11 protein-coding genes are annotated in these 12,641 nt (G+C 42.4%); 2 read left to right on the forward strand and 9 right to left on the reverse strand.

What is annotated here, in order from left to right:
* Nucleotide 1: 1 nt before the first annotated feature.
* Nucleotides 2–1,291, forward strand: coding sequence for a TRAP transporter large permease (locus FXF36_RS13945; protein WP_151625103.1), 1,290 nt, complete (start codon nucleotides 2–4; stop codon nucleotides 1,289–1,291).
* Between the two features lie 9 nt (nucleotides 1,292–1,300).
* The gene (locus FXF36_RS13950) at nucleotides 1,301–2,302 is read left to right on the forward strand and encodes a TRAP transporter substrate-binding protein (protein WP_151625105.1); all 1,002 of its coding nucleotides are present in this window, start codon (nucleotides 1,301–1,303) and stop codon (nucleotides 2,300–2,302) included.
* Nucleotides 2,303–2,465: 163 nt separating this feature from the next.
* Here FXF36_RS13950 and FXF36_RS13955 read toward each other — a convergent pair whose 3' ends face one another.
* From FXF36_RS13955 to FXF36_RS13995, 9 genes are all read right to left on the reverse strand, one after another.
* Nucleotides 2,466–3,053 carry a sigma-70 family RNA polymerase sigma factor gene (locus tag FXF36_RS13955; protein WP_151625107.1) on the reverse strand — a complete coding sequence of 196 codons (588 nt, stop codon included), beginning with the start codon at nucleotides 3,051–3,053 and terminating at the stop codon, nucleotides 2,466–2,468.
* A gap of 9 nt (nucleotides 3,054–3,062) precedes the next feature.
* Entirely contained in the window at nucleotides 3,063–3,812 is a 750-nt protein-coding gene (gene rlmB / locus FXF36_RS13960) for a 23S rRNA (guanosine(2251)-2'-O)-methyltransferase RlmB (protein WP_151625109.1), read from the reverse strand.
* 179 nt (nucleotides 3,813–3,991) lie between these two features.
* Nucleotides 3,992–4,432 (reverse strand): Mini-ribonuclease 3, encoded by a 441-nt coding sequence (locus tag FXF36_RS13965; protein ID WP_151625111.1) that lies wholly within the window; start codon nucleotides 4,430–4,432, stop codon nucleotides 3,992–3,994.
* Nucleotides 4,417–5,841: a cysteine--tRNA ligase gene (cysS, locus tag FXF36_RS13970; RefSeq protein WP_151625113.1), complete on the reverse strand. Its 1,425-nt coding sequence runs from the start codon at nucleotides 5,839–5,841 to the stop codon at nucleotides 4,417–4,419. Before cysS ends, FXF36_RS13965 begins: the two co-directional genes overlap by 16 nt.
* Nucleotides 5,842–6,039: 198 nt before the next feature.
* On the reverse strand, nucleotides 6,040–6,582 hold the full coding sequence (gene ispF / locus FXF36_RS13975; RefSeq protein ID WP_151625115.1) for a 2-C-methyl-D-erythritol 2,4-cyclodiphosphate synthase: 543 nt from the start codon (nucleotides 6,580–6,582) through the stop codon (nucleotides 6,040–6,042).
* Between the two features lie 106 nt (nucleotides 6,583–6,688).
* Nucleotides 6,689–7,726 (reverse strand): DUF4349 domain-containing protein, encoded by a 1,038-nt coding sequence (locus tag FXF36_RS13980; protein WP_151625117.1) that lies wholly within the window; start codon nucleotides 7,724–7,726, stop codon nucleotides 6,689–6,691.
* Between the two features lie 187 nt (nucleotides 7,727–7,913).
* Complete coding sequence (locus tag FXF36_RS13985; RefSeq protein WP_167511396.1) at nucleotides 7,914–9,197, reverse strand: PhoH family protein; 1,284 nt, start codon at nucleotides 9,195–9,197, stop codon at nucleotides 7,914–7,916.
* A gap of 240 nt (nucleotides 9,198–9,437) precedes the next feature.
* The gene (gene mgtE / locus FXF36_RS13990; protein WP_151625121.1) at nucleotides 9,438–10,826 is read right to left on the reverse strand and encodes a magnesium transporter; all 1,389 of its coding nucleotides are present in this window, start codon (nucleotides 10,824–10,826) and stop codon (nucleotides 9,438–9,440) included.
* Nucleotides 10,827–11,103: 277 nt separating this feature from the next.
* Nucleotides 11,104–12,582 (reverse strand): AAA family ATPase, encoded by a 1,479-nt coding sequence (locus FXF36_RS13995; RefSeq protein WP_151625123.1) that lies wholly within the window; start codon nucleotides 12,580–12,582, stop codon nucleotides 11,104–11,106.
* Nucleotides 12,583–12,641: the final 59 nt, after the last annotated feature.

Raw genomic sequence — 12,641 nt, forward strand, 5'->3', positions numbered from 1 at the left:
AATGAGTGCATTAACCGTACTTATCTTATTTGCTATATGCCTGATTATTGCCATACCTGTTTCTATCTCCCTTGGAATAGTTGCAGTGTTGCCTGGCGCCTTTGATCCATCATTTACAGCCAGCGCAAGCTATGTTATCCGCTCAATGGTTGGCGGTATCGACAGCTTCCCACTTTTGGCTGTACCAATGTTTGTCCTTTCTGGAATCATCATGGCTCATGGTCAAATTTCAAAGAAGCTTTTTGATGTTTTCTCATACTTCATTGGAAAGAAAACTGCCGGCGTGCCTTGCGCGGTTATTATCACCTGCCTGTTCTACGGTGCTATTTCAGGCTCCGCTCCTGCTACCGTTGCAGCCGTTGGTTCTATGACTATCCCACTTCTTCTTGAAATGGGATACGACAAGAAGTTCTCCACCGCCATCGTTGCAGTTGCAGGCGGACTTGGAGTTATTATTCCTCCAAGTATTCCATTTATCATGTACGCAATGGCATCTGGACAGTCTGTTAGCGATTTGTTTATCGCAGGAATTATTCCAGGTCTTTTAATAAGTTTATTGCTTATGGCCTATGCTTATTTTCACTGCAAAATCGAGGGCGAGGATAAGGAAAAGATTAACGCAGAAATAGATGCTCTTCACGCAAAGGGCTTTGGCACAATATTTAAGGAAAGCTTCTTTGCTATCCTTAGCCCCGTAATCGTACTTGGCTGCATTTATGCCGGAATTGCCTCTCCTACAGAGGCCGCTGTTATTTCAGTTTTTTATGCGCTTATCGTCAGCCTTTTCATCTACAAAACAATCCGCTTCAGAGATATTTGGAACATTTTTGTAGAGGCTATGAAGACCTATGCGCCAATCCTTTTTATTCTGGCAGCATCAACAGCCTTCTCAAGAGTGCTTACTCTTATGCAGGTGCCACAGACAGTTAGTGCCTACATCCTTGACAACTTCACCAACAAGATTGTCCTGCTTCTAGTAATTAATCTGTTCCTTCTTCTGGTTGGAATGGTTATGGATACAACACCAGCAATCCTCATACTTTCACCAATCCTTCTGCCAATCGTTACCGCAGTTGGAATGAACCCTGTTCACTTTGGTATTATGATGGTTGTTAATCTTGCTATTGGCTTCGTCACACCACCAATTGGTGTTAACCTCTTCGTTGCAAGCTCCTTAACAGATGTGCCTGTTGTTGACATTGCAGCAAAGGCTCTGCCTATGATTATTATGTTTATTGTCGCTCTATTACTGATTACATTTATTCCTGGAATCAGCTTGGTCTTAGTTTAGGAGGATGATATGAAATTCAAAAGATTATTTGCGCTATCAGCTATTTTTATATCAACCCTTGGGCTTTGTTCCTGTGGCACATCCTCTGATTCTCAGACCTATGCGTGGCCTCTTGGCACCTCAAGCCCAGAGGATACAGTAACTCAAATCTATGCTGAGAAATTTGCCGATGAGGTGTATCGTCTCAGCGATGGCAAAATGGTTATTCAGGTTTATCCAAACAGCGTTTTAGGTGGCGACAGAGAGCTCTTAGAGTCCTGCAAGGATGGTGATATTCCATTTGTTGTTCAGAACACCGCTCCACAGGTTACCTTCCTTCCTGACGTTGCAATATTTGATATGCCTTGTATGTTTGGAACTATTGATGAAGTGCGCAAAAAGGTTGATGACCCTGGATTTATGTCAGAAATATCTGCCGTTTATGAAAAGGGAGGTTATCAACTATTAGGATATGCAGATCAGGGCTTTAGAGTTATGACTACCAACAAGCCTGTTAAAGCCCTAAAAGATTTCAAGGGACAAAAAATCCGTACAATGGAAAATTCCTACCATTTGGAGTTTTGGAAGGCTCTCTCCGCTGCTCCTACACCAATGACCTTCTCGGAGGTATACATTGGACTTCAACAGGGTACAATTGATGCTCAGGAAAATCCTTACGAGGTTATCGTATCCAACAGATTATACGAACAGCAGGATTATGTAGTGGAGACTAATCATCTGCCACATCTTATCTCTTTAATTGTAAGTGATGAGTTTATGAAGGATAAGACTCCTGAAGAACAGGAAATCTTAAGAGAAGCTGCCGCGACAGCAACTGAATATGCAAGGGAACAAAGTGATGCCAGAATCGCATCAAGAATTGCAACAATCGAAGAATCAGGCACCGAAATCATCACACTCTCCGATGAAATGCGTGAAGAAATCCGTGAGCTTAGCAAGCCAGTATATGAATCTATCGAATCAAACGTAAACCCTGAGTTGTATAAAATCTACACTGAAGGTATTCTATAACCAAAAGCCACATTGTAGGCATCAAGCTTTTATTGAGTCGGTAGCCATCAAGCTCATAGGTATCTCAAGCGAAACATGTAGTTGAGCGGAGATATCTATGGCTTGTAGGCGTAACCGACGGACTCCAGGACTTGTAGCCGTAACAATGTGGCTTATAGTTTATTTATATACTTTTTGCTTTGATTTTAATACGAGTAAGTGTATTGTCGATGTTTTTTGGCGCCTTGCCTAGTCGCGCTGCGATTTCCTTATAGTCTAAGTCCTGCATGTAGAGTTCGAAGACCTGAAGCTCCATAGGTGAAAGGACAGCCTTTAGTCGATCGATAAGTCCTAGGTTCTCCTCGGCTTCTATGATGATTTCCGCTGGGTCGTCGGCAATTGATGCTGGTTCTTCTAGCTCCGTCCCATCCTCATCATATAGAGAAATATATGCATTAAGAGGCGAATGCTTCTTTCGATTGCTGGCTTCGATAGCCTTTATCATCTGCCTGTCTATGCAAAGCTGGGCAAAATGAAAAAATGTAACATCAGAGCTGGTATCATAATCTCCGATAGCTCCGAAAAGACCTATCATCCCTTCTTGTATCAAATCCTCATTTTCACCGCCAACAAGAAAATACTTCTTGGAATTTTTCAACACAAGAGGCTTATATTTTTCGCATATAAAGTTCAGGACAGCTTGATCGCCGTCCTGATATCTTTTAACTAATTGTTCATCTGTAAGTTGTGTATATTCTTCTCGCAGGTCCATAACCTACTCCTATTTGCTTTTATTTATTCTCTGACGCACAACCTCATATGCCAAAACACCACAAGCAACTGATGCATTAAGTGAATCGATGTCGCCATACATTGGAATGCTGGCAACCATATCGCAGTTCTTCTTTACCAAATCAGAAACTCCATGGCCCTCATTTCCAATTACAAGACCAATTGAGCCAGTAAGATTAAGGTCGTACATTGCTGTGCCACCCATATCTGCACATACGAACCACATACCTTGCTCCTTAAGCTCCTCCATAGTCTTGCTGATGTTTGTAACCTTTGCAACAGGAGTGTAATTGATTGCGCCAGCAGAAGCCTTTGCAACTGTTGCTGTGAGGCCAACTGCACGATGCTTTGGAATTACGACACCATGGGCACCAGCCTGGTTTGCTGTACGGATAATAGCTCCAAGGTTATGTGGGTCCTCAATATTATCAAGAATAATAATAAATGGGTCCTCGCCCTTTGAACGAGCCTTCTCAAGGATATCCTCAAGCTCTGCATACTCATAGCTTGCAGCATAGGCTATAACGCCCTGATGCTTTCCAGTCTCTGAGAGCTGGTCTAATCTCTCCTTCTTTACAAAGCTGATAACAGTATCCTTGCTCTTTTTAGCCTCGCGCAGGATAGTCTGAATAGGGCCATCCTTGCAACCATCAAGAACAAAGAGTCTGTCTATTGTCTTACCGCTTCTAAAAGCCTCAAGTACTGCGTTTCTTCCTTCTACAATTCTACTTTCTTCCATTTATACTCCTAAATCCGTCGGTCACGCCTACAAGCCTCTAGGCTGTTACGCCTACAAGCCTGATGATTTCTACGCTCGACTACATGTCTCGCTTAAGAAATATCAGAGCTTGATGGCTACAGCCAATGCTTGTCGACTACCGACTCACCTAAATCATAAAATAATAACGTAATAACCTACTAATCGAGGATGTCGAGCTGCAACGCCTCTATCCCCTTACGAACGAGTTCGCAAATGCGGTCCATGTTGCCGGTAAGGTACAGGTAACCCATTACGGCCTCAAATCCTGTAGCCTCGAGGTAATCCATAGTGGTGGCGTTCTTAGCCTTTGTGTGTGGCTTTGAATTGCGGCCACGACGGTACCAGTCAGCCTCCTCCTCAGTGAAGCTATCCATAAGTGCTGCAGCCATCTTTGCCTGAGTAGGCGCCTTTACGATGGAGCTGGCACGCTGGTGAAGCTTATTCACTGCGGTATTGCCTTTATTTACTAGGATGGAACGAATCACCACATCAAAAATCGCATCGCCAATATAGGCAAGGGTCAGTGGTGAATATGTCCTGATATCCTTTGGCTCAATGTTAAATTGTTCGTTCAAATAATCATTTAAACCAGATGCCATACTACTCCTTCACGAGTATCTTTAATTTCTACACCCTTTGCCAAAAGCTCATCACGAATAGCATCAGCTGTAGCAAAGTCCTTTGCCTTCTTTGCCTCTGCACGACGAGCGATTGCATCGTTAATAAATGCTTCAAGCTCTGCATCAACATTGCTTCCAGCCTCTGCAAGAGCCTTTGCATGACCAATCAAATCAAGTGAAAGTACTTTATCAAAGCTCTCTACAAGAGCAAGCTTTGTAGCATCATTTGTATCAGCCTTTAAAGCATCATAGAGAATTGTGATAGCCATTGAAGTATTAAGGTCGTTTGAAACTGCCTCGCAGAACTTCTCCTCAAACTCCCTCTTTACAGCTTCATCTACTGCGCCCTCAGCCTTAAGCTCTGATACTCTCTTAACAAGCTTGTTGTATGCCTGAACTGTGTTATCAAGATTCTCCCAAGAGAAAACAAGTGGCTTACGATAGTGTGACTGTAAGCAGAAGAATCTGTAAACAAGTGGATCATAGCCCTTCTCCTGAAGAACTGAAACTGTAAGGATAGCGCCCTTAGACTTTGACATCTTTCCTGACTGGTCATTAAGGTGATTGCTGTGGAACCAGTAATTGCACCACTTGTGACCAAGATATGCCTCTGACTGAGCAACCTCATTTGTATGATGTGGGAAGATGTTATCTACGCCACCACAGTGAATATCCATGTACTCACCAAGATGCTTCATTGAAATGCATGAGCATTCAATGTGCCATCCTGGGTAACCAACGCCCCAAGGGCTGTCCCACTTAAGAGCCTGATCCTCGAACTTTGACTTTGTGAACCAAAGAACGAAATCAGTCTTATTCTTTTTATTTGTATCCTCTTCTACATCATCACGAACGCCAACCTCAAGTGCCTCCTTCTCAACTGATGATGAGAATACGTAGTAATCCTCAAGCTTGCTAGTGTCAAAGTAAACATTTCCACCTGCAACATATGCGTAGCCCTTCTCGATAAGAACCTCTACCATATGGATAAACTCTGGAATGCAGTTTGTAGCTGGCTCTACCACGTCTGGGCGCTTGTTGCCAACTGCATCAAAATCCTTGAAGAAAGCATCTGTATAGAACTTCGCAATCTCCATAACTGTCTTGTGCTCACGCTTTGCGCCAGCAACCATCTTATCCTCGCCTGTATCAGCATCTGAAGAAAGATGACCTACATCTGTGATGTTCATGACACGCTTAACGTCATAGCCAGCGTACTCTAAAGACTTGATAAGTGCATCCTGCATGATATATGTGCGGATATTACCAATGTGTGCAAAATGATAAACTGTAGGGCCGCAAGTATACATAGCAACTTTGCCCTCTTCATTTGGCTTGAAAACCTCAACATTTCTTGAGGCTGTATTATAAAACTTGAATTCCTTCATTACATAAACTCCTAGTCCGCGGACTCCCATCCATAGCATATATTCTACACTGACACGCTCTCGCTCTTGTCGCAACATAGCAGTACTAAGTTCGGCAAGCCTCACTAAGTGCTGATGTTGCTTTAAGGTCAGTTAAAGAACATATGCTTGGATGGTCATCCGCTCATCTATTATTCTATAAAAAATTATTATCCATTTTTACTTACGAGCGCAGCCGCCGCAAGTCTCGCAGCTACGACCACTGTCGAATACCACGTTGCTACCATCATAGAACTCGTAAAGTAGACAGACAGCCTGAGCGCTGATGCCTTCCTCGCGGCCTGTAAAGCCAAGATGTTCCTCTGTGGTAGCCTTGATATTTACCTGATCAACATCAATGCCCAAACATCGTGCTACATTCTCTTCCATCTGCTCGATGTATGGACGAAGCTTTGGCTTCTGAGCGATGACTGTGGCATCAACATTCCCTACTACGTAGCCCTTATCCATAACAAGCTCACGAACTTCCGTAAGAAGCTTCTGTGAATCAGCCCCCTTGTACTTAGGGTCTGTATCTGGAAAATGTGCGCCTATATCTTTAAGCCCTGCTGCTCCAAGAACAGCATCTGCTATTGCATGCAAAAGTACGTCAGCATCTGAATGACCTAGAAGACCAAGTGTGTGTTCAATCTTTACACCACCGATGATAAGGTCGCGGCCTTCAACAAGCTTATGTACGTCATATCCTGTTCCTATTCTCATCTGTTTTCTCCTACATGAAAATCTACTAATTCAATATGTAATAATAACAAAAAAAGCAGGTAAGAACAAGGTTATTGTCCTCACCTGCAGGTATTTTCGTCACGTCTTACTCAGTTTTTTCAGGATTCTCCTCTGACTTATCTTCTGATGTATCTTTAGGAGCTATATAGCTTGTATAGGTAATTGATTCTTTTTCTTTTTTCTGCTTTTTATTTGCTCTTCTTTTCTTTTCGATAAGAATAACGATAATCGCAATAACACCAGCTCCAAGAGCGTATGGCAATATGTAAATAAATGCAATTACAAGCCACTGGAGAAATGCCAGGAATCCTGAAATTGATGATGCGAAGGCTTCAGTAAATCTGTTCCATGCAGTGTCCTTCTTCACCTCGGTGTAGGTTACGACCTCATCCAGACTGATAGTAACTGTGCAGTACTCCACCTTGTCATCATAAAGCTTAAGCTGTGCAGTATAGTTTTCAATATCGTACTGAACATTATTGATTCTATCCTCTATAGCAAGCAAATCCTCGATAGTTTCAGCATTCTGCTCAAGCTCTTCAAGTCTCTTAAGCTTTGTGCGAAGACTCTTTAATCTGGCCTGAACATCTACATACTCCGAAGTGATATCGTCCACATATTCGTTGCTATAGGTCACAGAGCCAATATCACCAAGACTATCCATGAAGGCCTGATAATTTTTCGATGGAATTCGCGCTGTGTAATTAGCATAGCGTCCACCATATTCAGCAGTACCATTGATAGAAGAGCTCTCGTAATATCCTCCATTTTTTGAAACCAGCTTCTTTATGGCATCAATGTCATCATCGAACTTTTTGGTTTCTATATTGATGCTGGAATTATAGATGATTTTACGGCTGGTATCATAAGTGAACTCCTCAGCGTCATCACCTGCGCTACCGCTATTAGCAACGGACTTTTCTGTAGTCCCTGCTGCCGCTTCTTTAGGCTCCTCAGCATAAAAGCTTCCCACGCTCGAATCAAAACCCGCTGCGTCACTTGTGCCCTCAGTTGCAATCTCCTCGTAGGATGTAGTCGCTGTATCGGTGCTTGTACCGCAGCCTGCAAAAACAAATGATGTTGCAATAATAAGTGCTAAAAAGCTAACAAATTTTCTTTTCATGGTTTTACCTCCCGGTCTCCTTATTTTTCATTCTATCATATATACAATTTGTCTTAAGGAATTGTTGCAATTTAAAAATTTTTTTTACCCCTCAAGGGGAGGCCATACAAAAAAGAAGTGGACCCAGGAGTAGCACCTGGGTCCGTGAAAGGAGGATTATTATAATAACAAACAGAAACAAACAATTTTACTTGATTACCAGACGCTTCGCGCCTTCAGCTGCCAATGCGCTTCGCACGGTCTCGCTCTCATCAAAGGTAATCTGTGCACAAAGGCCTGAGCCCTTCATTCTCTCAGCTGCAAAGGAAAGTCCATTGTTCTTTCTATCCAGCTTTGGAGAATCAATCTGGTCTGGGTCACCAAGGAGTACAACCTTAGAGCCCTTACCAGCACGTGTGATGATTTCAAGAATCTGACCAATTGTACAGTTCTGAGCCTCATCCACAATGATAAATGAATTTACAAGAGAACGACCTCTCATGTAAGCAAGTGAGCAGATTTCAATGATACCTGTCTCAAACATATCTTCAATTTGGAGCTTAACCTGCTCCTTTTCCTCATTCTGCCCCTTCAAAAGTACCTGAAGGTTATCCATAAATGGAGCGATGAGTGGAGTCATCTTTTCTTCAAGATCACCTGGCAAGAATCCCAAATCATTATCCGAAAGAGTATTACTTCGGGTAATCATGATACGGTCAAAACCACTGTGATAATAGCCCTGCAATCCTGCTGCCAGCGAAAGGAAAGTCTTCGCTGTACCAGCGCTACCCTTCAGAATTACAAGTGGCAGCTCCTCTGGGCTTGCCAAAAGGGCATATAATGCAAATCTCTGGCCCACGTTTCTAGGCTGACAATATGGAGTGTAGTAATCTCTATCCTTTAAAAGATGCCAGCCATCGGCTTTGAAGGTGTAAAGTGCGGAATTACTTCCATCCTTACAAATACCAAATTCATTTTCGATAAAGCCTTTATTGAATGGACTATCGATATCATCCCGTGTGATATCTCTTCGTCCTGAATAATTCTCATTGTCGAGAATCATCTCGTTGTGATAGCCCTGAACTACGCAGCCACACATTGTAGCATTGATTCTCATGGAAATATCGTTAGTTACAAGAATGGTTTCCAGCTCGCTCATTTTAGAAATAGCAAGCACACCATTAATTATTCTATTGTCTGGTCTGTCTAGCGTATACTCAGCTGGAACCAGCTTTTCAAATTCAGATTCTTTAGCTATTTTAAAGGTTCCACCATTTGGCATCGGAACCCCGCTGGCGTAGTCACCTTCGATCGATTCAATGTTACGTATAGTTTCTCTGGCACCATAGCCGACTTCAGCATAGGCAGTCTTCTTGGAATCCAGTTCCTGCAACGTAGTGGTCGTAATGATAACGTTGTTATCATCAAAACCAAAAATAGCACTAGGGCAGTGAATCAGGATGTTAGTGTCGAGTACGTAATTTTTCTTCATAGGGCCACGCTCCTTTATTAAGTTTTCACAAGAGCTACTCCATCTAGATATTTCCATGAAGTAGATTGATTTTATAATTTAATTTTAGCCTATTTGCCCTTTGAGTTCTACAACATTTTGTATGTTTTTATGTAAATTGTGTGAAAACAGCCCTCTATATTGTTATATTTGTTAACACATTACAAATACTGCAATACAGAGGGCTGACCCCATTTTAATCAATATAAAATTGTATTTTGACTATATTCTTCCAACCAAAAGCATACCTGCCAAGCCATAATAAGTTACAACTGCAACAAGGTCGTTTACAGTAGTGATAAGTGGACCTGAAGCAACAGCTGGATCCACCTTAATCTTGTGGAAGAAAATTGGAATGATAGTTCCAATAAAGCTTGAAACAATCATTGCAATAAACAATGAGAAGCCAACGATTCCTGAAATTTGGAAGGCTGACGCCCAAATGTACCCCTTGAACCCGTGAAGGTAAATTGCAACAAATATAAGTGCAAGCAAACCAAGAATTAATCCGTTGGTTCCGCCAACGCGCATTTCCTTAAGCACAAACTTCGCTTTCTCAAGGCCTGAAATTTCCTCATCCATAAGGACGCGGATAGTAACAGCAAGAGACTGTGTTCCTACATTTCCTGCCATATCCAAAATAAGTGACTGGAACACAACCACGATTGCAACTGATGCTACGACCTTATCGAAAATACCAATAACTGAGCTTGTTACAAGACCAAGTCCAAGCAATAGCAAGAGCCATGGGATACGCTTCTTGATTGACTCTGAAAGGGATTCGTTCAAATCCTCCTCAGCTGTCAAACCAGCCAACCTAGCGTAGTCTTCACCCATCTCATCATCAACGGCCTCGATGATGTCCTGAGATGTAATTACACCGATAATTTCGCCGTTCGGATTAAGAACTGGAATTGAATCCTCTGCATAATCCTTCAGCATTTCGATGGTGTCGGAAATGATAGCATCGGCAGCTACGCTTGGGTAGCTATGACTGATGATGTCCTCAAGCGGAGTCTCAGCGCGGGCCAAAATCAAGTCACGAAGCTCGATGGCGCCGGCATATTTCTTGTCCTTATCCTCAACATAAATTGTGTTGATATTGTCATTGTCCTGAGACTGAGAAATCAGTGCTCGCATAGCCTGCTTGACTGAAAAATTCTCAGAAATAACAATGAAGTTGGTAGTCATCATGCTACCGATTTCATTCTCATCGTAAGAATTAATCAATCGTACATCGGCTGAAGCTTCCTTGTCCATGAGTTCGATGAGCTTCTCTCTCTGCTCTTCGTCCTCGATGTCCTCCAAAGCATCAACAGCATCGTCGGCATCCATGTTTTCAAGGACGTCGGCAGCCTGCTCTGGATTGAACTCAGCTAAATATTCACCTACATCTTCAATATAAGGGAAAATCTCAGAAAGACGCTCTGCACCTAAGATGCCAAACAAACGCTGACGGTCCTCTGGCTCCAACGCCTCGTAAGCCTCAGCAATATCATTCTCATGATAATCGTCTAAGACCTCCACCATCTGCTCGGCACTGATATTAGAGCGTAGTAAGTCGATAATCTCCTGGGTCTTGTTATCCTCTAATAATTCCTTCTGTTCCATAGTTTCACATGAACTATAGGTATAAAAAAAGTCACCGGATTCCTAAAAAATTGGAACTTAGACGATGACACTCAACTTACTATGCAAATTAAAGGAAACTACCCTTTAGATATTTAAAAGAGCAGCTAAAATGCTAAGCTTATTAAATGCCTCGTCGCTACATAATCGCCCGTGACTGTCTGATTTATCCATAGCTGCTCTCCTTTCTTTAAATTGAATAAATTGTATAAATTACATATTAAATTTATCACAGAAAACTACATTTTGTAAACCCAGTTTAGCAAAGTTTTTCTACCATTTTTCTATCAAATGTAACAGACGAAACTCCATCCACCTCAATCTGATACAATGCATTTGCAGCAAGGTGTTCTGCGGCTTGTTCCACGTTTCTGATGCCAGTAGAAATGACAAATTTCTCCATAACTGCATCAAGTCCATCTTCTGTCACCTGACACTCCTCTGGGGACATTCCTATTCGCTTCAACACCTTTGGTAAAGAGAATCTGCGGAAGATTTCCTTCTTCTCCTCAACGGAATAATCTGGGATATCAATTACTGCAAAACGTGACATTAGAGGTGCTGAAATATCAGCCTTCACATTGGCTGTGGCAATTGGATAAACACCCATGGTTGGAATCATACATTCCATGTAGTTGTCAGTAAAGCCTAAGTTGTCAAGAAGTGTCAAAAGTACATCTGCAGGATTACCATTGCCCTTGCCAGAATTTGCCTTATCAAGCTCATTGATAATGAAAACAAGATTGCTTGTTCCAGAATTAGCAAAAGCCTCCATGATAATGCCCGGCTTCGCATTGGAATATATACGAGAGCTTCCTGTAAGCTGCTCAGGATCATTGATAGAGCTCATATCAAGAGTTGTCCAAGGAAGCTTAAGAATTCGTGCTACCGCATATGCGATTTGAGATTTTCCAACACCAGCTGGACCGCAAAGTAGCAAACCATAGCTTGGCAATGTGTGAGTTCTGTTAATCTGAATTACAGTCTCCATGATTCGCTGCTTCACCGACTCAAGGCCGTAAAGCTCCTCATCGAGAATCTTTCTAGCTGCCACTGGGTCAATAGCCTCGAAATAGTCGCTCTTCCACTGAATGCTGGTCATAATTGAAAGGGCACGCTGGGCGTGGCGCCGTTCCTCGATAGTAACCTCTGCGGATTTTGCAACTGCAAGATTACGACGTGCCCAGAGTCTGATATTATCTGGAAATGTACGCCCTGCGCAGGTTATGAAATCAGTGATGGACTGAATACTGGTGAGCTTCATATCGTCGCCATCCTCAGCATCCTCCTCATCAAGCTCCTCCTCAGAAGGGGCACTTGATGCAAAAAGTCGCTCCATCATAAACTGTAGGAATCCATCTTCCGATGAAAGCTTTCCATTGCCGATACCAGTCTCACGAATCTTGTATACCGCGTACCCATCGTCAGTTTGCGTACCTGAAAGCCTAACTGGAATATGATTCTCCCCAAGCCAGCCTATCAGAGCCACAAAACGCAAATCAAGCTTAAGAATATCCACAGAGACAGTGCCATTATCTGACTCATATTCAAAGCTGCTTCTTGTAATAGGATTTGTAAAAGCACCATTTGTATGATGTGCCATCAGCTTCTCACTATCCCTTAAAACAAGAATAGGCTTTTCTGCAGTTGCAGCTGGTTCATCCGACCTGAATGTAGTATAGGTCACCACTGCATCCTTCTTAACGTTCTCATCATTAGCAAAATCAAATACTGGCATAGTCATTCTCCCTTTCCGCATGCATTCTTATCTGATTTTCATTGTAGCAGAACACTTTA

The organism is Pseudobutyrivibrio xylanivorans (assembly GCF_008935055.1).
GTDB lineage: Bacteria > Bacillota > Clostridia > Lachnospirales > Lachnospiraceae > Pseudobutyrivibrio > Pseudobutyrivibrio xylanivorans_A.